General features: G+C 71.5%; 17 protein-coding genes. 11 read left to right on the top strand and 6 right to left on the bottom strand.

Annotated features, from left to right (window positions below; genetic code table 11):
* Positions 1-35: 35 nt before the first annotated feature.
* The 3 genes from nhaA to ACFWI4_RS24710 form a co-directional block, all read right to left on the bottom strand.
* A complete protein-coding gene (nhaA, locus tag ACFWI4_RS24720; RefSeq protein WP_387199992.1) occupies positions 36-1445 on the bottom strand; it encodes a Na+/H+ antiporter NhaA in 1410 nt (469 codons plus the stop codon).
* A gap of 537 nt (positions 1446-1982) precedes the next feature.
* Positions 1983-3983, bottom strand: coding sequence for an acetate--CoA ligase (gene acs, locus ACFWI4_RS24715; RefSeq protein WP_387199970.1), 2001 nt, complete (start codon positions 3981-3983; stop codon positions 1983-1985).
* A 538-nt stretch (positions 3984-4521) separates the two neighbouring features.
* Positions 4522-6957: a SulP family inorganic anion transporter gene (locus ACFWI4_RS24710; protein WP_387199967.1), complete on the bottom strand. Its 2436-nt coding sequence runs from the start codon at positions 6955-6957 to the stop codon at positions 4522-4524.
* Positions 6958-7301: 344 nt separating this feature from the next.
* Here ACFWI4_RS24710 and ACFWI4_RS24705 point away from each other — a divergent pair, with 344 nt between their 5' ends.
* On the top strand, positions 7302-8588 hold the full coding sequence (locus tag ACFWI4_RS24705) for a hypothetical protein (protein WP_387199964.1): 1287 nt from the start codon (positions 7302-7304) through the stop codon (positions 8586-8588).
* Between the two features lie 96 nt (positions 8589-8684).
* Here ACFWI4_RS24705 and ACFWI4_RS24700 read toward each other — a convergent pair whose 3' ends face one another.
* Entirely contained in the window at positions 8685-9665 is a 981-nt protein-coding gene (locus ACFWI4_RS24700) for an ATP-binding protein (protein WP_387199960.1), read from the bottom strand.
* A 101-nt stretch (positions 9666-9766) separates the two neighbouring features.
* Between ACFWI4_RS24700 and ACFWI4_RS24695 the strand changes: the two genes are divergently transcribed.
* A complete protein-coding gene (locus ACFWI4_RS24695) occupies positions 9767-10591 on the top strand; it encodes an oxidoreductase (protein ID WP_385398599.1) in 825 nt (274 codons plus the stop codon).
* 395 nt (positions 10592-10986) lie between these two features.
* Here ACFWI4_RS24695 and ACFWI4_RS24690 read toward each other — a convergent pair whose 3' ends face one another.
* On the bottom strand, positions 10987-11820 hold the full coding sequence (locus ACFWI4_RS24690; protein ID WP_387199957.1) for an HAD family hydrolase: 834 nt from the start codon (positions 11818-11820) through the stop codon (positions 10987-10989).
* Positions 11821-12391: 571 nt separating this feature from the next.
* On the opposite strand from ACFWI4_RS24690, the gene ssd reads away from it, so the two are divergent.
* The 7 genes from ssd to ACFWI4_RS24655 all read left to right on the top strand — a co-directional run bounded on the left by ssd (position 12392) and on the right by ACFWI4_RS24655 (position 18412).
* Positions 12392-13486 (top strand): septum site-determining protein Ssd, encoded by a 1095-nt coding sequence (gene ssd, locus ACFWI4_RS24685; protein WP_387199954.1) that lies wholly within the window; start codon positions 12392-12394, stop codon positions 13484-13486.
* A 209-nt stretch (positions 13487-13695) separates the two neighbouring features.
* Positions 13696-15042 carry a TadA family conjugal transfer-associated ATPase gene (locus ACFWI4_RS24680; RefSeq protein ID WP_387199989.1) on the top strand — a complete coding sequence of 449 codons (1347 nt, stop codon included), beginning with the start codon at positions 13696-13698 and terminating at the stop codon, positions 15040-15042.
* A 1-nt stretch (position 15043) separates the two neighbouring features.
* The gene (locus tag ACFWI4_RS24675; protein WP_387199951.1) at positions 15044-15901 is read left to right on the top strand and encodes a type II secretion system F family protein; all 858 of its coding nucleotides are present in this window, start codon (positions 15044-15046) and stop codon (positions 15899-15901) included.
* Positions 15898-16680 (top strand): type II secretion system F family protein, encoded by a 783-nt coding sequence (locus ACFWI4_RS24670; protein WP_387199948.1) that lies wholly within the window; start codon positions 15898-15900, stop codon positions 16678-16680. The genes ACFWI4_RS24675 and ACFWI4_RS24670 overlap by 4 nt, the downstream gene beginning before the upstream one ends.
* Before the next feature lie 229 nt (positions 16681-16909).
* Positions 16910-17083, top strand: coding sequence for a DUF4244 domain-containing protein (locus ACFWI4_RS24665; RefSeq protein ID WP_385398612.1), 174 nt, complete (start codon positions 16910-16912; stop codon positions 17081-17083).
* A complete protein-coding gene (locus tag ACFWI4_RS24660) occupies positions 17070-17492 on the top strand; it encodes a TadE family type IV pilus minor pilin (RefSeq protein ID WP_387199944.1) in 423 nt (140 codons plus the stop codon). The genes ACFWI4_RS24665 and ACFWI4_RS24660 overlap by 14 nt, the downstream gene beginning before the upstream one ends.
* On the top strand, positions 17489-18412 hold the full coding sequence (locus ACFWI4_RS24655) for an Rv3654c family TadE-like protein (protein ID WP_387199941.1): 924 nt from the start codon (positions 17489-17491) through the stop codon (positions 18410-18412). The genes ACFWI4_RS24660 and ACFWI4_RS24655 overlap by 4 nt, the downstream gene beginning before the upstream one ends.
* On the opposite strand, the gene ACFWI4_RS24650 is transcribed toward ACFWI4_RS24655, so the two are convergent.
* Positions 18348-20831, bottom strand: a complete 2484-nt coding sequence (locus ACFWI4_RS24650) for a DEAD/DEAH box helicase (protein WP_387199938.1) — start codon at positions 20829-20831, stop codon at positions 18348-18350. The two genes, ACFWI4_RS24655 and ACFWI4_RS24650, sit on opposite strands and share 65 nt — an antisense overlap.
* 80 nt (positions 20832-20911) lie before the next feature.
* Here ACFWI4_RS24650 and bldG point away from each other — a divergent pair, with 80 nt between their 5' ends.
* Together bldG and ACFWI4_RS24640 are read left to right on the top strand one after the other, a co-directional pair.
* Positions 20912-21265, top strand: coding sequence for an anti-sigma factor antagonist BldG (bldG, locus tag ACFWI4_RS24645; protein WP_037625427.1), 354 nt, complete (start codon positions 20912-20914; stop codon positions 21263-21265).
* Between the two features lie 100 nt (positions 21266-21365).
* Positions 21366-21803: an ATP-binding protein gene (locus tag ACFWI4_RS24640; protein ID WP_385398618.1), complete on the top strand. Its 438-nt coding sequence runs from the start codon at positions 21366-21368 to the stop codon at positions 21801-21803.
* Positions 21804-21805: the final 2 nt, after the last annotated feature.

Genomic DNA, 21805 nt, shown 5'->3' with positions numbered 1-21805 from the left:
CCCTCTTCTGCATGTGTTTGTACGGTCCTGTCAGATCATGCCGGACCGTCGTCACGCTCGCTTGCCCCACCCGCCACTTGGGCAATCCTGCGGTGCTCCGCGGCCTTCCGCTCGTAGATCGCGGCCATCCGCAGGTGGTACGCGGGCTTGTCCCGCTCGTAGATGTCGGGGATGCCGTCGAGGTCGTCGTCGCGTTCCTCCGCCTCGCACAGCGCGCGGTACTTGGAGTTGCGTATCTTCAGCAGGACCGTGGCGAGCACGGCCGCGATGAACGAGCCGATCAGCACGGCGGCCTTGGTCTCGTCGGTCAGGCTCGGACTGCCCTCGAAGGCGAGTTCGCCGATGAGCAGCGAGACGGTGAAGCCGATGCCGGCGAGGGTGGCGACGGCGGCTACGTCGGCCCACTCCAGGTCGTCGCTGAGCGAGGCCCTGGTGAAGCGGGCCGTCAGCCACGTACCGCCGAAGATGCCGACCGCCTTGCCGACGACGAGCCCGAGCAGCACCCCGAGCGTCTCGGGCCGGGTGAAGACGTCGTGGATCGCCCCGCCGGAGATCACGACCCCGGCGCTGAACAGGGCGAACAGCGGCACGGCGATGCCCGCCGACACCGGGCGCACCAGATGCTCGATGTGCTCGCCGGGGGAGTGCTCCTCGCCCTCGAGCGGATGGCAGCGCAGCATCAGGCCCATGGCGACACCGGCGATGGTGGCGTGGATGCCGCTGTTGTACATCAGGGCCCAGATCACCAGCGCGAGAGGGACGTACACGTACCAGCCGTGGACGCCCCAGCGCAGCAGCAGCCAGAAGACGACGAGGCCCGCGACGGCCCCGCCCAGCGCCGCGAAGTTGATGGAGTCGGTGAAGAAGACCGCGATGATCAGGATCGCGAACAGGTCGTCGACGACGGCGAGAGTGAGCAGGAAGGCGCGCAGCGCGGACGGCAGCGACGTCCCGATGACGGCGAGCACGGCGAGCGCGAAGGCGATGTCGGTGGCCGTGGGGACGGCCCAGCCCTGCAGCGAGCCGTCGCCGAGCGCGTTGGTCAGGACGTAGACGATCGCGGGAACGGCCATGCCGCAGACCGCCGCCGCCACGGGCAGCACCGCGGCCTTCGGGTCCCGCAGGTCCCCGGCCACCAGTTCGCGCTTCAGCTCGATGCCGGCCACGAAGAAGAAGATGGCGAGCAGTCCGTCGGCAGCCCAGTGCTCCACGGACAGGTCGAGCCCGAGAGCGGCCGGTCCGAAGTGGTGGTGCGAGACGGCCTCATAACCGTGCGGCAGGGTGTTCGCCCAGATCAGTGCCGCGACCGCCGCGATGAGCAGCAGGACTCCGCCCACGGTCTCGGTGCGCAGCGCGTCCGCCACGAAGTTCCGCTCGGGCAGGGACAACAGGCCCAGGAACTTGCGCGGTGTGGTGCTGCTGCGGTTGCTGGGGGGCGTGGCCACGGTGAGGACCTCCGGTCGGGCAGGCAGGGCGGAGTACTCGCCGACCAGACTTCCCGGCACACCATGAACGATCCTGTCGCGTCTTTGACGCTTTGCTTACCTTATCCACGATGCGGCCGGTTCGATGGGGGATCTTCACCGTACGACCGAACCGGCGGCGGGGCCCGCCCGATTGGGCCGACGGGGCAATGGGTCGAGAGGCCGAGGGGCCGACGGGGCAATGCGGCGACCGGGTAGCCGGGTAGCCGGGTAATGGGGCAGCCGGGCCGATGGGGCGGGCGGGCCGATGGGGCGGGCGGTGGCGGGCGCGGGGGACGGTGTGCGGATGTGCGCGAGGGGCGCGGGCGCGTGTGCCGAGCAGTGCGGGTGCGTGAGGGGCGCGGGCACATGGGGGATGCGCGGGCGTGCGTGAGCGGTGCGGGGCGCGCGAGAGGTGCGGGCGCGTGTGAGGGGCCGGGAGCATGGCGTGAGGGGCGCGGGAGCACGGTGGGTGTGCTCCCACGCCCCTCAGGGCCGGGCCGGCGGGGTGGGCCCGCCTCAGTCCTCGCTGGGCGCTGCCGGCAGCTTCGCCTGGATCAGGTCCATCACCGTGGAGTCGGTCAGCGTGGTGACGTCACCGAGCTCCCGGTTCTCGGCCACGTCACGCAGCAGACGGCGCATGATCTTCCCGGAACGGGTCTTCGGCAGCTCGGCCACCGGCAGGACCCGCTTGGGCTTGGCGATGGGACCGAGCGTGGTGCCGACGTGGTTGCGCAGCTCCGCCACCAGTCCCTCGTCCTCGGCGGAAGCCGTCCCGCGCAGGATGACGAAGGCGACGATCGCCTGCCCCGTGGTCTCGTCCGCCGCGCCCACGACCGCCGCCTCGGCGACCGCGGGGTGGGAGACGAGCGCCGACTCGACCTCGGTCGTCGAGATGTTGTGCCCGGACACGAGCATCACGTCGTCGACGCGCCCGAGCAGCCAGACATCACCGTCGTCGTCCTTCTTGGCACCGTCCCCGGCGAAGTACTTGCCCTCGAAGCGGGACCAGTACGTGTCCAGGAACCGCTGGTCGTCACCCCAGATCGTGCGGAGCATCGACGGCCACGGCTCGGTGAGCACCAGGTAGCCGCCACCGCCGTCGGGCACCTCGTTCGCGTCGTCGTCGACCACGGTGGCCGAGATACCGGGCAGCGCCCGCTGGGCCGAGCCAGGCTTCGTCTCGGTGACCCCGGGGAGCGGCGAGATCATCATCGCGCCGGTCTCGGTCTGCCACCAGGTGTCGACGATCGGCGTACGGTCCCCGCCGATGTGCTTCCGGTACCAGATCCACGCCTCGGGGTTGATCGGCTCGCCGACCGACCCGAGCACCCGCAGCGAGGTGAGGTCGAACTTCGCGGGGATGTCGTCGCCCCACTTCATGAACGTACGGATCGCCGTGGGCGCCGTGTAAAGGATCGTCACCCCGTACTTCTGCACGATCTCCCAGAACCGGCCCTGGTGGGGCGTGTCCGGGGTCCCCTCGTACATGACCTGCGTCGCGCCGTTCGAGAGCGGCCCGTACGTGATGTACGAGTGCCCGGTGACCCAGCCGATGTCGGCCGTGCACCAGTACACGTCCGTCTCCGGCTTGAGGTCGAAGACCGCGTGGTGGGTGTACGAGGCCTGCGTGAGGTAGCCGCCCGAGGTGTGCAGGATGCCCTTCGGCTTCCCGGTGGTCCCGGAGGTGTAGAGGATGAACAGCGGGTGCTCGGCGTCGAACGCCTCCGGCGCGTGCTCGTCCGACTGCCGTCCGACGATCTCGTGCCACCACACATCGCGGCCCTCGGTCCAGGCGACGTCCTGCCCGGTACGGCGGACCACCAGCACCTTGTCGACACCGTCGACCCGGCTCACCGCGTCGTCGACGGCGGGCTTGAGCGCGGACGGCTTCCCGCGCCGGTAACCGCCGTCGGCGGTGATGACCAGCTTGGCGTCGGCGTCCTGGATACGGGTGGCGATCGCGTCCGCGGAGAACCCGCCGAAGACGACCGAGTGCGCGGCGCCGATACGGGCACAGGCCAGCATCGCGACGACGGCCTCGGGGATCATCGGCAGATAGACGGCGACCCGGTCGCCCTTGCCGACACCGAGCTCGGTGAGGGCGTTGGCGGCCTTCGACACCTCGTCCTTGAGCTCGGCGTAGGTGATGGCCCGGCTGTCGCCCGGCTCACCCTCGAAGTGGATGGCGACGCGGTCGCCGTTCCCGGCCTCGACGTGCCGGTCCACGCAGTTGTACGCGACGTTCAGCTTTCCGTCGGCGAACCACTTCGCGAACGGCGGATTCGACCAGTCCAGTGTCTCGGTCGGCTCGGTGGCCCAGGTCAGCCGACGGGCCTGCTCGGCCCAGAAGCCGAGCCTGTCAGCCTTGGCCTGCTCATACGCCTCCGCGGTGACATTGGCGTTCGCCGCCAGGTCGGCGGGCGGCGCGAACCTGCGCTCTTCCTTCAGCAGGTTGGCCAGGCTTTCGTTGCTCACGACATCTCCCTTTCCCAGGGTGTCCGTTGTGTCCCAGGCCACAGCTCATCAGACCCGGGGCCCCGGTGACAAGGCCCGACCCGAAATTGGTTTAGACCTATGCCTGGGGCGTCCGCGTCCCGCGCGCGTCCCACGCGGCTTGTCCGTACCCCGCGGCACGGCTTTTCCACCCTGCGCGGGACCACCTGCCCGCGTACGAGGCCGCCCCCATGTGGCACGTACGCACCGACCGCAGGGTTCACCCGCGCGGACCCGCGATCGGGGTCGGGGTAGGGGTGGGAGGGCGGAGGCGTGGGGCGTGGGCGTGGGGCGTGGTCCGGACCCCTGCCGGGATCGGGACTGAGACCTGGAGTGGGACTGGGATCGGGGCTGGGGTCGGGAGTGGGGCTGGGGTCGGGACGAGACCGGGAATGGGAGTGGGACTGGGGTCGGGATCGTGACCGGGGCCGGGATGGCGATCGGGGCCGGGATCGCGGCCGTTGCTGGGACAGGGGGCGAAGCCTCGGCAGCAGAAGCCTCGGCATCGGACGTCGTACGCGGTGCGCGGCCCCGCCGACCAGGACCGCGCACCGCCGCCTGGTCACACGGGATGCCGCAGTTCCTCCGCCGCGTCCGCGGGGTCGAACAGGCCCACGTGGTCGAACAGTTCGCTCCCGTCGGTCTCGGCCAGCAGGTACGCCTGCGCCTCCCCGACGTGGAAGTACATCCCTTGCAGTTCGAGCACGCCCTCCCGCAGGGCCCGCGCCACGGACTCATGCGCCCGCAGGTGCTCCAGTTGCTGCACCACGTTGGTCAGGCAGAGCTGCTCCACCGCGTCCGCCGGCGCGCGTCCGGCGATCTCCGCCCACGGTCTGTCGTCGTCGGCCATCCGGTCCAGGCTCGGCTGCCCGTGCCGCAGCCACCGCTTGAGCGGCGTGAGCGCCCCTCCGGGCTCCGACGCCAGCAGCGCCTGCATGGCCCCACACCCAGAGTGCCCGCACACGGTGATGGACCGCACCTTCAGTACGTCCACCGCGTACTCGATGGCGGCCGCCACCGAGTCGTCCCCGCTCTCCTTGCCCGGCAACGGCACCAGGTTGCCGACGTTCCGTACGACGAAGAGATCACCCGGACCACTGGAGGTGATCATCGAGGTGACGAGCCGGGAGTCGGCACAGGTCAGGAACAGCTGGGACGGCCGTTGCCCTTCCCGGGCCAGCCGGGCCAGCTCCTCGCGCACCAGCGGTGCGGTGTTGCGCTGGAACGCGCTGATCCCGCGCACCAGTTGATGTCCACTCGGTCTGGCTTCGATGGCTTCCTCCTGTCGGTCCGAAGGCGCGTGTGAGGGTGCGTGCGAGGGTTCGTTCGACGCGTCCGACGCGTCCGACGCGTCCGAGAGCCAGGGGCCCGGTTCCGCGGCGGTGTCGCACTGGTGGTTCCGCCAAGGCGTCCAGGGCCGGCAGCGGCAGTGTTCGGAGTGCACGGGCTCGGCGATCCGTGTTCCCTTTCTTCCGCCGAGATCGACCGTGCCGCCCTGGGCGACGTGGACGCTCTGCCAGTCCTGGAGCGACTCGTATGCGGCGTGGTCCATGAACGAGCCGTCCAACTGCACGACGACGTCAGTCCCGCGGGGCACGAGATGCAGGGTGCGGCTGAGCCGGGGCACCGCGAGGAACGTCAACTGGCCTCGTACATGGACGTGATGGACTCCCTCCTTCTCTTCGTGCGTGATGCGGGTGCGGCTGAGGCGGTGCAGGGCGACACCGACGGCCACGGAGACCCCCAGGGCCACGCCTTCGAGAACTCCGATGAACACGACGCCGAGCGTGGTGACGACGTACACCAGCATTTCGCGGTGACGGGTGACCGTGCGGATGTGATGCAGGGACACCATCTGGATGCCGACGGCCATCACCAGGGCGGCGAGCGATGCGAGGGGGATCAGCTCCAGGATCGGGACCATCAGCAGCGCGGCGATCACTACGAAAACGCCGTGCAGGATCGTGGAGTTCCGGCTGACGGCACCTGCTCGGACATTCGCGGAACTTCGTACGGCGACCCCGGCGACCGGCAGTCCGCCGAGTGCGCCGGAGACGACGTTGGCGGCGCCCTGCCCGAGCAGTTCCCGGTCGAGGCGGGAACGGCCCACACGGCCCTGGAGTTCCGGACGGCCGCTCACCAGCTTGTCCACGGCGACGGCCCCGAGCAGCGACTGCACGCTGCACACCAGCGTCACGGTGAGGACGGCGGCGGCGACGCCGAGCACCGGTCCCTCGGGCAGTCCGGCCAGCGCGTGGCTGCTCCACGACGGCAGTTCGACCCTCGGCAGGGTGAGTCCCGCGAGCGAGGCGGTCAGGGTGGCTCCGGCGACGGCGACCAGCGCGGCGGGGACCTTGCGCAGGAGCCGCCCGGCTCTTCCGGGCAGGCGTGGCCAGGCGAGCAGCAGGACCAGTGTCAGAACGCTCATCGACATCGCCGCCGCGTGCATGCGGGCCACCTGGTCCGGCAGTGCGACGAGGTTGTCCAGGACGGAGCTCTGCGGGATGCCCCCCAGCACGATGTGCAGCTGGGCGACGGCGATGGTCACCCCGATGCCGGCGAGCATGCCGTGCACGATGGCGGGGCTGACGGCCAGGGCCGTTCGGGCCACGCGCAGGCAGCCGAGGCCGAGTTGGGCGAGTCCGGCCAGCACGGTGATGGCGCAGGTCGCGCGCCAGCCGTAGCGGTGGATGAGTTCGGCCGTGACGAGGGTGAGCCCGGCCGCGGGCCCGCTCACCTGGAGCGGTGAGCCGCCGAGCCGCCCCGCCACCAGTCCGCCGGCGGCGGCGGCGACGAGGCCGGCCTGGAGCGGCGCGCCGGTGGCGAGGGCGATGCCGAGGGACAGGGGGAGAGCGATCAGGAAGACCGCGATCGAGGCGGACAGGTCGGCGCCCGCCACGCGGAAGCGTCGGGGCGGGGTCGGCGGGGGGTTGTGGGGCTGGTTTAGCTGCGCGGGCCGAGTCGGGTCGGTGGCGCGGGTGGGGACGCAGGCAGACATGGTTCCCGTCTCCTCCGGGGCAGCGCGGTCGCGGAACAGGTGATCCCCCGTCCGTGGCGGCGGGGGGCGGGTCGCGGCCGTGGGTCACGGCGTGCAGCGGCGGGACTTTCAACGCTCGGTAAACGGATCGTAATGCAGAGTAAAGGCTTGATGTCGAAAATAGGGGCAAATGGGTCATCAATTCACTCCGTAGGGTGAAGTGGGCTTTTAGTCGGCTTGTCGTACTTATTTCTTCTCGGTCCCGTGAAACCTTGCTGGCTCCGTCGCTGCGCAGCCGCGCATCGCCGCGCATCGCGCAGGCGTCCTGACCGGCACTGCCCGACCGAGGAGAAGGAGGGCGGAACATGGCCGCCACCCAGAGGATCGCCGCGGGAATGGCGATCGCCGCGGCCTGCGCCACGGCGCTCGCCGGCTGCGCGGACGGCGGGGCGGACGGCGGGGCGGCTCCCCGGCAGGGCGCGCGCGGCACGAAGGGGCCGGTGGGGATCCCGGCGCCCAAGGCCGCGGTCCGCCTGATCGGCGACGGTTCCACCTCGTTCACGGGGGCGCAGCCGCGTCTGCCCCGGCCCGAACGGCTGAAGCCGGGCCAGAGGCCACCGCAGTTCGTGGTCTTCTCCTGGGACGGAGCGGGCGAGGACGGCCAGAAGCTCTTCTCCCACTTCCGGAAGCTGTCCCGGGCCAACAAGGCGACGATGACGTACTTCCTGAGTGGCGTGTACCTGCTGCCGGAGAGCAAGCGTGACCTGTATCGCCCGCCGCAGCACTCGCCCGGCAGCTCGGAGATCGGCTTCAACGACGAGCGGGGCATCAGGGACACCGTGGAGCAGCTGCGTGGCGCGTGGCTGGAGGGCGACGAGATCGGCACGCATTTCAACGGCCACTTCTGCGGCGCGGAGGGCGGGGTCGGCCAGTGGTCGGTCGCGGACTGGAAGAGCGAGATCGCCCAGGCGAAGTCGTTCGTGAAGTCCTGGAGGACGAACGCGGGCCTGAAGGACACGCCGTCGCTGCCCTTCGACTACGACAGGGAACTCGTCGGCGCCCGCACTCCCTGCCTTGAGGGGCGGGAGAACTTCATGAAGGCGGCCCGTGACCTGGGCTTCCGGTACGACACCAGCGGGGTCGGCGAGCAGGTCTGGCCGGGGAGGAAGGAGGGGCTGTGGGACCTGTCGATGCAGCTCGTTCCCTTCCCCGGACACTCCCACGAGCAGCTGACCATGGACTACAACTTCATGGTCGACCAGTCGGGTACGCAGACCCAGGGCGACCCGGCGAAGCGGCGCCTCTGGGGCGATCAGATGCGTGACGGGCTGCTGAAGGGCTTCGACCGCGCCTACGGCGGCAACCGGGCACCGCTGATCATCGGCAACCATTTCGAGTCCTGGAACGGCGGCACCTACATGCGTGCCGTCGACCAGGTCGTGGAGCGTGTCTGCACCAGGGCCGAGGTGCGCTGTGTCTCGTTCCGGCAGCTGGCCGACTGGCTGGATGCCCAGGACCCGGCCACCCTCGCCAGGCTCCGCGGTCTCGAGGTCGGAGCGGCCCCGAAGCAGGGCTGGGCGTCCTTCCTCGCCGGCCGCCGCCCCGCCCCGGCCCCGAAGGGCGTTCCCGGGGCGCCGGCGGTCAAGCCGTAGCGGCACCCCGGGCGGTCCGGCCGTTCGGGCTGCCGGCGTCGGCCGGACCGTTCGTCGCCCGGATCGAAGTGCCGCTGCCGCTCGGCTCGGTGGCCGTCAGGCGGTGGCCATCGGGCTCTCGCCGAGTACGAAACCGGGGTCGACCTGTCCGGCGAGATCCGTCCCGGTCTTGGCGTTGCCCCAGCCTGTGGCGTTCTTCAGGTGGAACTGCACCATCTGGCGCGTGTACCGCTCCCAGTCGCGCAGCTCGTACGTGGCGTCGGCGGCGCTCCGCAAGGCGTGCAGAGAGCGCCGGTTGGCCTCCTCCAGGGTGTCGAACCGGGGCGGTCGGCCCTTCTCCATGGCGCGGACCCAGTCCGAGTGCCCGACCGTGACCAACAGGTCGTCACCGACCTCCGCGCGGAGGAAGTCGATGTCGTCCTCGTTCTGCACCTTGTTGCCGACGACCTTCAGGGTGATGCCGAAGTCGCGTGCGTACTCCTTGTACTGGCGATAGACGGAGACTCCCTTCCGGGTCGGTTCGGCGACGAGGAAGGTGATGTCGAAGCGGGTGAACAAGCCGGACGCGAAGGAATCGGAGCCCGCCGTCATGTCGACGACGACGTACTCGCTCCGGCCGTCGACGAGATGGTTCAGGCAGAGCTCCACAGCACCGGTCTTGGAGTGGTAGCAAGCCACCCCCACATCGGCCTCGGTGAACGGGCCGGTGACCATCAAACGGACGACGCCGCCGTCGAGTTCCACCGGCCGGGCGCAGGCGTCGTACACCGGATTGGTCTCGTCGACCCGCAGCAGTCGGGAGCCTTCCCCGGGCGGGGTCGTCTTGATCATCGTCTCCGCGGACGCGATCCGCGGGTTGGAGCCGCGCAGATAGTCCTTGATGAGCGGCAGCCGCTCGCCCATGGACGGGAGCGCCGCTGCCTCCGTCTCCTCGAGCCCGAGCGCGGCCCCCAGATGCTGGTTGATGTCGGCGTCGACGGCGACGACGGGCGCCCCCGAGGCGGCGAGGTGGCGGATGAAGAGCGAGGACAAGGTGGTCTTGCCGCTGCCGCCCTTCCCGACGAAAGCAATTTTCATGTTCACCAAGGGTAGTGCGATCGTCGCTCCACGTGCCCGCGCCGCGTGAAGAAGACCACTCCTTCGTGGGGCGTGTGCCCGGGGTGCGTAATGTCGTACTCATGAGTACGACAGGTGCGGCCGCCGATCCGCTCGCGGCCCTCGGTTCACTCCCCGGGGTGGCCGATTCCGTGGAGTCCGTGCGCAAGGCCGTGGACCGGGTCTACGGACACCGGATCATGCGGCGGCGCAGCAACGAGATCACGTCCGAGGCGGCGCTGCGCGGGGCCCGTGGTTCCGCGGCGCTGTCCGGTGCCGACTGGGCCCTCGAAGAGGTCCGCCGGCGTACGGACTTCAGCGCGGGGGACGAGGACCGCACGGTCGGCGCCGCCCTGCGGCTGACCGCCGAGGCGGGCCAGCTGCTGTCCATCTGGCGTCAGTCGCCCCTGCGGGTGCTGGCGAGGCTCCACCTGGTGGCGGCGGCCGATCGCGGCGACGCGGTGGGCCGGCCGAGGCGGGGCGGCGAGACGGCCGACGAGCCGCTGGTGGAACTGCCGCTGCCGGACGCGGACGAGGTCGCCGGCCGCCTCGAAGGCCTGTCCCAGCTGATCATCGCGGGCGGTTCGGCCCCGGCGCTCGTCACGGCCGCCGTCGTGCACGGCGAGCTGATCGCCCTGCGCCCCTTCGCGTCCCACAACGGGCTGGTCGCGCGTGCCGCCGAGCGCATCGTCCTGATCGGCAGCGGTCTCGACCCGAAGTCCATCTGCCCGGCGGAGGTCGGTCACGCCGAACTGGGCCGTGCGGCCTATCTCGCCGCGCTGGACGGCTACGTCTCCGGCACCCCGGACGGGATGGCCGCCTGGATCGCGCACTGCGGCCGGGCCGTCGAGCTGGGCGCCAGGGAGTCCGCCGCGGTCTGTGAGGCGCTGCAGCGCGGCGCCGCGTAGCGGAGGCGGAACGCCCGGAAAAGGGTTGCGGCGGTACGAGTTCTCGTACCGCCGCTGGCATGTTCACCGGGGTACCAAGCGTCCTCGAGATGTTGCCCATCAGGTCGGGATCTTCTGCCCGTCACCTGGTGCGGCTGGCCCGTAATCGACGGGTCGACGTCGCGTGGGTGCTCGATGTCCATGCTCGGTCCGTGGGGCCTTATTGCGTTTGAAGGTGATCCTCTCGGATGTCCTTGGTCTCGCGGGCCGTTAAACCCTTTGTACTCCAGGTCCGGAGGAAGGGAAACCCCTCACCACACTTCTTTACTTTTAGGTTCAAAAGGGTGAGAAATGGACTTCATGTGATTCGCCGCGCGCGCGTGGCGAATCACATCGGTCATCGCGCGCGTGGCGGCTCATACCGCCGCCGCGCGACGGCGGCTGGCGTACCAGACGAGCCCGGCCGTGGCGGCTGCCGCTCCTATGGCGGCCGCGGCGACGAGGGCGGGGCGAGGGGGTACGGACAGGGCGGGCAGTCGCTGCTTGAGCCGGACCGGGCGGTGGAAGTCCAGGATCGGCCAGGACCGGGCGACGGCCTCGCGGCGCAGCGCGCGGTCCGGGTTCACCGCGTGCGGGTGCCCGACGGACTCCAGCATCGGCAGATCGGTCGCCGAGTCGCTGTAGGCGTAACAGCGGGCCAGGTCGTACCCCTCGGACGCGGCCAGTTCCTTGATCGCCTCGGCCTTCGTCGGCCCGTACGCGTAGTACTCCACCTCTCCGGTGAAGCAGCCGTCCTCGCCGACGACCATGCGGGTCGCCACGACGCGGTCGGCGCCGAGCAGGTCGCCGATCGGCTCGACGACCTCGGCGCCGGACGTGGAGACGATCACGACGTCGCGGCCGGCCTTGTGGTGCTGCTCGATGAGCGACGCGGCCTCGTCGTAGATGATCGGGTCGATCAGGTCGTGCAGCGTCTCGGCGACGATCTCCTTGACCTGCTGGACGTTCCAGCCGCGGCACATCGAGGACAGGTACTTGCGCATCCGCTCCATCTGGTCGTGGTCGGCGCCGCCCGCCAGGAACACGAACTGGATGTATGCGGTACGCAAGGCGGCCCTGCGGTTGATCAGTCCGCCTTGGTAGAACGACTTGCTGAAGGTGAGCGTGCTCGACTTCGCAATGACCGTCTTGTCCAGGTCGAAGAAGGCCGCTGTACGAGGCAAGGAGTGGTTTTCCACGAGGTTGAGCATAGGGCCCACCATTCGGCGTAAGGTGAGGCGCGTGGGTTTGCCTGAGAAGGCTCTCGGGTACACCATGGAAGTCACGGATCGTTCGCGACCGTGCTAACCCGGTCCGACTCCTCCCCCCCCGAGTCGGCCGTGGGGACGACCCCCGCTCTCCCCCCCGGCGGGGGTCGTCGCATGTCCGGATGGGTTTTCTCCACTTCTGCGCGGCCCCGAGGCCTTCACGGCATCGTTCGGGCCGCTTTTTCGTGCGCCCATGATCCGTCACTGTGTGTAGCCGCGGGAGTGCTCTGCGGAAGCCGTTGAGCGTTCACCGGTATGCGTGAAGGCGATATTCACAGCCGCGGGGTTGTCCACAGATTTCGACCAAGATCCACACGATTTCCAGGATCGCTGCACCGTGATTCTCACGCGCTCCGATCGCGGCCAGTTCATGGCCGGGTTCCGTTTGTCGGACGCGTTTGGCCGGTTCGTATCGGCCGTTCATATGGAGGCCGCTTGCCGGTTCTTCACGCGAGCGGGAATCACGGGGCCCCGGAGGGCCCCGCGCAGGAAGCAGCGAAGGGGGCTGGACACCGTGGCGGGAGCCATCACTCATGACCGGCCGCCCACCGCCGAGGGGCGGCAGGGCGGACCATTGATCGTCACCGAGGACGTCGACCTCCTCGACGACCTCTTGCGCCTGTGCGCCGCGGCGGGCGCCCGGCCCGAGGTCCATCACGGGATTCCGGAACGCCGGGAAAGCTGGGAGGCCGCACCTCTCGTCCTGGTCGGCGACGACGCCGCACGGCGGGTGCGGGGCGCCCTGCGGAGAAGGGGAGTGGTCCTGGTCGGCCGGGACCAGGACGATCCAGGAGTCTGGCGGCGAGGTGTCGAGATCGGAGCCGATCACGTCCTGGTGCTGCCGGACGGCGAGCAATGGCTCGTCGACCGCATCGCCGACGTGGCCGAAGGAGTCGGCCGGCCCGCTCTCACCGTCGGTGTCATCGGCGGCCGCGGCGGGGCCGGAGCCTCCACGCTGGCCTGCGCGCTCGCCGTCACCTCGGCGCGTGAGGGGAAGCGCACCCTGCTCGTGGACGCGGACCCTCTCGGAGGCGGACTCGACGTACTCCTGGGAGGAGAGGCGGCCGAGGGACTGCGCTGGCCGGCGTTCGCGGCGTCCCGCGGCAGGGTCGGCGGCGGTGCCCTGGAGGAGTCACTGCCCCGGCTGCACGCCCTGAGGGTGCTGAGCTGGGACCGGAGCGACGCGGTCACCGTCCCTCCGCAAGCGGTGCGCGCGGTGCTGGCCGCCGCCAGACGGCGGGGTGGCGCGGTGGTCGTCGACCTGCCCCGCCGCATCGACGAGGGTGTCGCCGAGATCCTCGCCCAGCTCGACCTGGGGCTGTTGGTGGTCCCCGCCGACCTTCGCTCCGTCGCGGCGGCGGGACGGGTGGCGTCCGTGGTCGGGATGGTCCTGCGCGACCTGCGGATCGTGGTCCGCGGACCGTGCGCGCCCGGTCTCGACGAACGCGAGGTCGCCCGCCTCCTCGATCTGCCCCTGGTGGGCGAACTGCCCGAGGAGTCCTTCCCGTTGGACGGCGGACAGCCACCGGGGAGCGCGGCGAAGGGGCCGCTGTCCCGGTTCTGCGCGGCCTTCTGGGAGCGGGTTCCGGTCGAAGGAGGGGGCGTATGAGGCGGAACACGAGTCGGAACACGAGTCGGAACACGAGCCCGGCCACGGATCGCGGCGCGGGAACCGACAGCCGGTCCGGCCCCCGGAATCCGAGCACCTTCATGGGCCGGCCGCCGACGCGGACCGACACCCGGGACGGACCCGAGCGCGCCGCGCGCCGTTCGGCCCGGGCTCCGGTCACGGCGGCAGTCGCGGAGGCGTGGGACGGGATCGAGGGCGGCCCGGACGGAGGCGCGGGGCTGCTGGACGGGGTGCGGCGGTGGCTCGCCGAGAGCGGGTCCGAACCGACCCCCGCGCGCGTGGCACAGGCGCTGCGTGCGCAGGGGCGGGTCCTCGGGGACGCCGAAGTCCTCGGCGCGGCCGAGCGGTTGCGTTCCGAGCTGGTCGGCAGCGGTCCGCTGGAACCGCTGCTCGCCGACCCTTCGGTGACCGACGTGCTCGTCTCGGCGCCCGACCGGGTCTGGGTGGACCGCGGCGGCGGCCTGGAACTGACCTCCGTCGCCTTCCCCGACGCGGCGGCCGTACGACGTCTCGCGCAGCGTCTGGCGGCGGTCGCCGGGAGACGGCTCGACGACGCCCGCCCCTGGGTGGACGCCAGGCTGCCGGACGGGACCCGGCTGCACGCGGTGCTGCCACCGGTCGCCGTCGGCTCCACCTGTCTGTCCCTGCGCGTCGTGCGGCCGCGCGCGTTCACCCTCGACGAACTGGTTGCGGCGGGCACGGTGCCGCCCGGCGGGGACCGGGTGCTCCGCGCTCTGCTCGACGCCCGGCTGTCGTTCCTGATCAGCGGAGGCACGGGATCCGGCAAGACGACCCTGCTGAGCGCGCTGCTCGGGCTGGTGGGTCCCGGGGAGCGGATCGTGCTCGCCGAGGACTCCGCCGAACTGCGGCCCGACCATCCCCATGTGGTGCGTCTGGAAGGGCGGCCCGCCAACCAGGAAGGCGTCGGACTGGTCTCGCTCCAGGATCTCGTCCGGCAGGCCCTGCGCATGAGACCGGACCGACTGGTGGTCGGCGAGGTGCGCGGCCCCGAGGTCGTCTCCCTGCTGGCCGCGCTGAACACGGGACACGAGGGCGGGTCGGGAACTCTTCACGCCAATGCGGCGGCACAGGTCCCGGCCCGGCTGGAGGCCCTGGGCACCGCGGCGGGCCTGGACAGGGCCGCGCTGCACAGCCAGTTGGCGGCGGCGCTGTCCGTGGTCCTGCACCTCGTGCGGGACCGGACCGGGCGGCGCCGGATCGCCGAAGTGCACGTACTGGAACGCGATCCGTCGGGACTGGTGGTCACGGTGCCGGCGCTGCGGTGGGGGGAGGACGCCTTCGCCTGCGAGCGGGGGTGGGAGCGGCTCAGGGAGCTTCTGCGGGCGGGAAGCCGGGGGATCGGGACGAGGGCGTGTCGTGGGCCGAGCGTGCCCGGAACGGTGGGGCTCGTAGCGGGCCGGTGGAGCGCGAGGGGTTCTTCGGAGGCCGTGGACGCCGGGGTGCTGACCGGGTCCGGGCGTCGGGATGTGAACAAGGAGTGGGCTGTGAACGGGGAATGGGATGAGGATCGGTGAGATGGCGGACGCGCCCGCGGGAGCGGCGGTGGCGTGCGCCGGGATCGCGGCCTGGCTGATCGGCGGTCATGGCTCGGGCGCGCGCAGAGCGAGGGCGCTGCTCGCCGGTGGCGGCGTGGCGACCGGACCGCCCCGGTGGGAGCGGGCCCGGGTCGACTGGCGGCGGCTGCGTGGACGGCTGCGACCGGAAGCCTGGTCACTGGCGGCGGGGACGGTGATCGCGCTACTGGGAACGTCGGTCCTGCCACTCCTTCTCGGAGCCGCCGGGGTGCCGTTGCTGCGCCGGGTGCGGCTTGCGGGCGAGGCTCGCCGTGACCGGGAGCGGCGTGGGGACGCGGTGATCGCTCTGTGCGGCGCTCTCGCCGGTGAGGTGCGGGCCGGACGACAGCCCGGCGAGGCACTGCTCGTGGCCGCGCGTGATTCGGACGGCCTGGCCGGAGCGCAGTCGTTGGTGCTGGCCGCGGCGAGATTCGGCGGGGACGTGCCGGACGCGCTCACCGAGGCGGCACGACAGCCCGGCGCCGACGGGCTGGTGGGGCTCGCCGCGTGCTGGCGTGTGGCCGTGGACCGGGGCGCGGGGCTCGCGGCGGGACTGGATCGGCTGGAGGGCGTGCTGCGCGCCGAGCGCGACCAAAGAGCCGACATGCGTGCCCAGTTGGCGGGTTCGCGTTCCACGGCTTCCATGCTGGCGGGTTTGCCGGTTCTCGGTCTCCTGCTCGGCACCGCGCTCGGCGCTGACCCCCTGCACGTGCTGCTGCACACCGGTCCCGGCCTGGGCTGCCTGCTCGTCGGCGGGGTGCTGGAGGGCGTGGGGCTGTGGTGGGCGCTGCGGATCGTGCGAGGGGCGGAGACGGCATGAGCGCGGAAGTTGTCCACAGGCTGGGGGTACTTGTGTGCGGAGTGCTCCTCCTCGGCTCGCCGGTCCGCCGGCTCGGCACGCTGCGGAGGGCGAGGAGGGTGCGCAGACGGCTGGCCGAACTGCTGCTCCCCGATCCGGCACCGCCGCCGCGGCGCCACGAGGCACGGGATCACGTCCGGCGGTGGCTGCCTCCGCTGGGTGTGGTGTGTGCCGGCTGGGTCCTGATCGGTGGTCTCGCCGGAGTCCTGGTGGGCGCGGCGGCCGGATTCGGGCTCCGGTGGTGGCTTCGGCGACGTGGCCCGATGCCCGCCGAGGAGTACGACGTGTCACTGGCCGCCCGCCAACTTCCCCTGGCGGCCGACCTGGTGGCCGCCTGCATCGCCGCTGGGGCGAGCCCGGTGGCGGCGGCACAGGCCGTGGGCGAGGCCTTGGGCGGACCGGTGGGTGAGCGGCTGGCCCGGGGCGCGGCCGAAGTGCGGCTCGGCGGTGAACCGGTGGACGCGTGGCGGGGGTTGGCGAATCTTCCGGGCGCCCGGGGGCTGGCGCGGCTGCTGGAGCGCGCGGGCGACTCGGGGGTGCCGGCTGCTGTGCCGGTCGGTCGGCTCGCGGCCGAGGCCCGTGCCGAGTGGGGACGCGCCGCGACGGCGCGGGCGCGCCGGGCGGCCGTCATGGTCACCGCCCCGGTGGGGCTGTGCTTCCTGCCCGCCTTCCTCGCGATCGGCGTGCTGCCCGTGGTGATCGGGCTGGCGGGCGGGTTGCTGCGAGGGGGTGGTGGGTGAGGGGCGGCGGCAGAGGCGAGGGGTGAAGGGCAATGGGATCGATCGGCCAACAGGGCTGAATTCAAGGGAGGTTGACATGGGTGGAATGGTGCGGGTGCTCCGGTCGGCGCAGCGGCGCGGAGGAGGACAGGGTTCAGGGCAAGGACGAGAGCAAGGGCCAGGGCGAGAGCCGGGACGAGCGCCAGGACGAGCGCAACAGCGGGCGCAGCTGCGGGCGACACGGGCCTGGATGCTCGCGACGATCGCTGCGCGGAGGGACGCGGGAATGGTCACGTCCGAGTACGCGGTGGGTGTCATCGCGGCGGTGGCCTTCGCCGTGGCCCTCTACAAGGTTGTCACCAGCGGGCAGGTCGGTGAGGAACTGCAGGGCATCGTGGGGCGGGCGCTCAATGTCCAGATGTGAACGCGGTCCGGGCCGGGGCCGGTCGAGGGCCGGCCCCGGCCCGCAGCCGGACGGAGGGTTCGTCACCGCGGAGGCCGCTGTGGTGCTGCCTTCGCTGGCGCTCGTCGGCATGGCGCTCGTCTGGGCCCTGCTCGCCGCGTCCGCGCAGATCCAGTGCGTGGACGCGGCGCGGGCCGGAGCCCGGTCGGCGGCCCGCCAGGACCCACAGGACGTGGTCGTGGCAACGGCCCGCCGGGCGGCTCCGTCCGGCGCGACGGTCACGGTGGGCCGGGAGGGCGACCTGGTCCGGGTGACGGTCGGCGCGAGGACGCCCGGTCCCGCCGCGCTGTCCATCGAACTGAAGGACGAGGCGGTGGCGATGGCGGAGGAGACGGTGGGGGACACGGCCGAGGGGGTGGAACGGAGATGAGGAGCGGGAGTCGCCGGTGGGTCCGGCGGTGGGAGTGGTCGCCCGTGGGGAGCGGCCGCGGTGCGAGACGGCTTGCGCGGGGGCGCGTGCCGCTCTCCCCGCCGCCGGTACGGCGAGCGACGTCCTCCGACAGGGGGTCCGCGACGGTGTGGACGGTGGGCGCGATCGCGATGCTGTGTGTCGTGTTCGGGGCGGTGTTGTCGATGGGTCACGCCGTCCTGGTGCGGCACCGGGCGGCAGGGGCCGCGGACCTGGCAGCCCTCGCCGCGGCGGACCACTGGAGCGACGGAGGAGCGGCGGCCTGCGCCCGCGCGGAGCGTGTGGCCCAGGCACAGGGGGCACGGCTCGTGCGGTGCGAGGTCGAGGGCCAGATCTCGGATGTGACGGCGGCGTCCGGAAGCGGGCTGATCACCGCCGAGGTCAGAGCGAGGGCAGGGCCCCCGGGCCCCACGGAACCATCGCCGTCCCGGGCAGTTCCGGTCTCCTCCGGTTCTCCTGACCTCTCGGTCCCCAGCGGCCGACCATCCCCCTCCGGCCCTCCGGTCTTAACCAGCCGACCGGACCTCTCCGGCCGTCCGGTCTCCACCAGCTGGCCCGGCCCCCTCCGGCCCACCCGCCCGCTCCGGCCGTCCGGGCTTCTCCAGCCTTCCGAGATCGTCCGGCCCTGCGGCCTCCTCGGGCCCTGCAGCCTCCTCCAGCCCTCAAGTCACCTCAACCCCGCCAGGCCCCCGAGACCCCTGGCCGCGGCCGTCACACACCCGGCATTCACCCGTTCGGCCGTAAGTCCCCGATTTTTTGTCCACCGGCCGGAGCCGCGCGTCCGTCCCCCTACGTTTCACCCGTCCGGCGTCCACCTCACCCGTCCGGCCCCGGCTGTTGCGAACCAGCGTCTTCTGGGGCCGTCCGCAGCAGTTCCGTGAGAAGGCGTACGGCGCCTCGTTTGTGGAGCGGCTCGTTGCCGTTGCCGCATTTGGGGGACTGGATGCAGGAGGGGCAGCCGGCCTCGCACTCGCACGAGGCGATGGCCTGGCGGGTGGCCGTGAGCCAGGAGCGGGCCGTGTGGAAGGCGCGCTCGGCGAATCCCGCGCCGCCCGGGTGGCCGTCGTACACGAAGACGGTCGGCAGGAGCGTGTCCGGGTGGAGGGGGACGGAGACGCCGCCGATGTCCCAGCGGTCGCAGGTGGCGAACAGCGGCAGCATGCCGATCGACGCGTGCTCGGCGGCGTGCAGGGTGCCGCCGAGGATCTCCGGATTGATCCGGGCCGCGTCCAGCTGGTCCTCGGTGACCGTCCACCAGACGGCACGGGTGCGGAGCGTACGGGGAGGGAGGTCGAGCTTGGTCTCGCCCATCACCTCACCGGTGATGACACGTCGGCGCAGGAAGGAGACGACCTGATTGGTGACCTCGACGGAGCCGTAGCACAACCGGCCGTCGCCCCAGGGGACTTCGACGTCGGTCTCCAGGACGGCGATGGTGGTCGTGTCCCGGGCGACCGTCGAGTACGGAGGGCTGGCCTCCTCGACCAGGGCGACGGAGTCCTCCAGGTCCAGCTTGCGCACCAGGTACGTACGGCCCTGGTGCAGATGGACCGCGCCCTCGTGGACCGCCGTGTGCGCGGCGCCCTCGTCGACCGTGCCGAGCAGACGGCCGGTCCCGGCCTCCACGACCTGCACCGGGCTGCCACCGCCCCCGCGGATGTCGGTCAGGTCGACGGCGCGCTCCCGGCGGGTCCAGTGCCAGGCCGTGGTCCGGCGGCGCAGCAGCTTCGCGGCCTCCAGCTGCGGCAGCAGTCCGGCGGCGGCCGGGCCGAAGAGTTCGAGGTCCTCGTCGGTGAGGGGAATCTCGGAGGCGGCGGCGCACAGGTGCGGGGCCAGGACGTACGGGTTGTCCGGGTCGAGGACCGTGGATTCCACCGGTTGGTCGAACAGGGCCTCGGGATGGTGGACGAGGAAGGTGTCCAGCGGGTCGTCGCGGGCGACCATGATCGCCAGCGCGCCCTCGCCGGAGCGGCCCGCGCGGCCGGCCTGCTGCCAGAGCGAGGCGCGGGTGCCCGGGTAGCCGGAGATGACGACGGCGTCGAGGCCTGAGATGTCGACGCCGAGTTCGAGGGCGGTGGTGGCGGCCAGGCCGAGGAGTTCTCCGGAGTGCAGGGCTCTCTCCAGGGCGCGCCGTTCCTCGGGGAGGTATCCGCCGCGGTAGGCGGCGACGCGCCGGGCCAGCGAGCGGTCGATCTCGGCGAGGCGTTCCTGGGCGATGACGGCGATCAGCTCGGCGCCACGCCGTGACCGTACGAAGGCGATCGAGCGCATGCCCTGGACGGTGAGGTCGGTCAGCAGATCGGCCGTTTCGGCGGTGGCGGTACGCCGTACGGGTGCACCTTTCTCGCCGTGCAGTTCGGTGAGCGGGGGCTCCCACAGGGCGAACACGAGTTCCCCTCGGGGGGAGGCGTCGTCGGCGACCTCCACGACGGGGAGGCCGGTCAGGCGGCGCGCGGCGACCGAGGGTTCGGCCGCGGTCGCGGAGGCCAGCAGGAAGACGGGAGAGGCGCCGTAGCGGGCGCAGAGGCGGCGCAGACGGCGCAGCACCTGGGCGACGTGGGAGCCGAAGACGCCGCGGTAGGTGTGGCACTCGTCGATGACGACGTAGCGCAGGGCGCGCAGGAAGGAGGACCAGCGGGGGTGGGAGGGCAATATCCCGCGGTGCAGCATGTCGGGGTTGGTCAGGACGTAGTTGGCGTACTGGCGTACCCATTCGCGTTCCTCGAAGGGGGTGTCGCCGTCGTACACGGCCGGGCGTACGGCGTTGCCCAGCGGTTGTGAGAGTTCCTTCACCGAGCGGCGCTGGTCGGCCGCCAGGGCCTTGGTGGGGGCCAGGTAGAGGGCGGTGGCACCCCGGCCGTTCGGGGCCTCGGAGCCCTCCAGGAGGGCCGTGAGGACCGGGGCGAGGTAGGCCAGGGACTTGCCGGAGGCGGTGCCGGTGGCGACGATCACCGACTCGCCGTCCAGGGCGTGCTCCGCGACCTGGGCCTGGTGGGCCCAGGGGTGCTCGATGCCCGCCGCCTGCACGGCAGCGATGACCTCCGAACGGATCCGGTCGGGCCAGACGGCATGGCGACCCGCTCGCGGGGGCAAGTGCTCCGTATGAGTGATGCGCGAAGCCCGGCTCGGCCCCGAGGCGAGCCGGTCCAGGACCGTGCTCGGCGAGGGGCGGGATGCGGTGTCCGCCGAGGATCGATCGGATCGGTGATTCTTGGCCATCGGCATCGAGTGTGTCACTGGCGTGACGGACAATGGGCCCAAGGCGTCGTGCACGCCTGCCGGTAAGTGATTGAATGCCATCGCGGCTGGCGAACCGTCCCGGGGGCTCTGCCGAGGTGTCCCATGGGGCGACCGCTCGATAGCAAGGTGCTGGAGGATCCGTGGACCTGTCCCTGTCGACTCGCAATGTGTCCGGCCCCAACGGCGACCGTACGGTCGTCGAGGTCGGCGGCGAAATCGATGTATATACCGCGCCCAAGCTGCGTGAGCAGCTGGTCGAGCTGGTGAACGACGGCAGTTTCCACCTCGTCGTCGACATGGAGGGCGTGGACTTCCTCGACTCCACCGGTCTCGGCGTGCTGGTGGGCGGCCTGAAGCGCGTCCGGGCCCATGAGGGCTCACTGCGTCTGGTGTGCAACCAGGAGCGCATTCTGAAGATCTTCCGTATTACCGGTCTCACCAAGGTGTTCCCGATCCACACCTCGGTGGACGAGGCGGTCAACGCGACCGACTGACGACCGGTCTCCGGGTCCGTGGGCCCGGTGTCGCACACATCGGGGACCGGGCCCACGGCCCGGCCCCCAGACAGCACGCCCGTAGTTCAGAGGGGGATGCATGGCCACCGTTGAACTCCGCTTCAGCGCGCTGCCCGAGCACGTCAGGACCGCCCGACTGGTGGCGGCAGCGGTGGCGCGCAGGGCCGGAGTGGACGAGGCCGTCCTCGACGAGGTCAGGCTCGCCGTAGGTGAGGCCTGTACTCGTGCCGTCGGACTGCATCAGAGCGGCGGTATCTCGGCGCCGGTGCATGTGACGCTGATCGAGGAGGAGAAGCAGTTCTCCATCGAGGTCGGTGACGAGGCGCCCGGTTCGGTGCCCGGTGGGGCGGCGTCCGGCGCCGCCCCGGACGGTCCGGACACGGACGCAGAGGAGGACGAGATGGGCCTCGCGGTCATCAGTGGCCTCGTCGACGACGTGCAAGTCATCCCCGGAGAGAACGGCGGACTGATCAGGATGAGCTGGCCCACCACGCCGCCGGCCGTGGCTCTTTCCTGACA

It is taken from the genome of Streptomyces sp. NPDC127038 (genome assembly GCF_042725875.1).
Lineage (GTDB): Bacteria > Actinomycetota > Actinomycetes > Streptomycetales > Streptomycetaceae > Streptomyces.
The sequence above is the reverse complement of the archived record's forward strand: the minus strand, read 5'-3'. Positions and strand labels throughout refer to the sequence as shown.

Coding starts and splice junctions, on each gene's coding strand:
- ACFWI4_RS24650 (WP_387199938.1), bottom strand. CDS start 20,831: ATGGCATTCAATCACTTACCGGCAGGCGTGCACGACGCCTTGGGCCCA.
- ACFWI4_RS24705 (WP_387199964.1), top strand. CDS start 7,302: ATGGCCGCCACCCAGAGGATCGCCGCGGGAATGGCGATCGCCGCGGCC.
- ACFWI4_RS24660 (WP_387199944.1), top strand. CDS start 17,070: ATGTCCAGATGTGAACGCGGTCCGGGCCGGGGCCGGTCGAGGGCCGGC.
- ACFWI4_RS24710 (WP_387199967.1), bottom strand. CDS start 6,957: ATGTCTGCCTGCGTCCCCACCCGCGCCACCGACCCGACTCGGCCCGCG.
- ACFWI4_RS24665 (WP_385398612.1), top strand. CDS start 16,910: ATGCTCGCGACGATCGCTGCGCGGAGGGACGCGGGAATGGTCACGTCC.
- ACFWI4_RS24695 (WP_385398599.1), top strand. CDS start 9,767: ATGAGTACGACAGGTGCGGCCGCCGATCCGCTCGCGGCCCTCGGTTCA.
- ACFWI4_RS24640 (WP_385398618.1), top strand. CDS start 21,366: ATGGCCACCGTTGAACTCCGCTTCAGCGCGCTGCCCGAGCACGTCAGG.
- ACFWI4_RS24700 (WP_387199960.1), bottom strand. CDS start 9,665: ATGAAAATTGCTTTCGTCGGGAAGGGCGGCAGCGGCAAGACCACCTTG.
- ACFWI4_RS24675 (WP_387199951.1), top strand. CDS start 15,044: ATGGCGGACGCGCCCGCGGGAGCGGCGGTGGCGTGCGCCGGGATCGCG.
- ACFWI4_RS24655 (WP_387199941.1), top strand. CDS start 17,489: ATGAGGAGCGGGAGTCGCCGGTGGGTCCGGCGGTGGGAGTGGTCGCCC.
- ACFWI4_RS24690 (WP_387199957.1), bottom strand. CDS start 11,820: ATGCTCAACCTCGTGGAAAACCACTCCTTGCCTCGTACAGCGGCCTTC.
- ACFWI4_RS24670 (WP_387199948.1), top strand. CDS start 15,898: ATGAGCGCGGAAGTTGTCCACAGGCTGGGGGTACTTGTGTGCGGAGTG.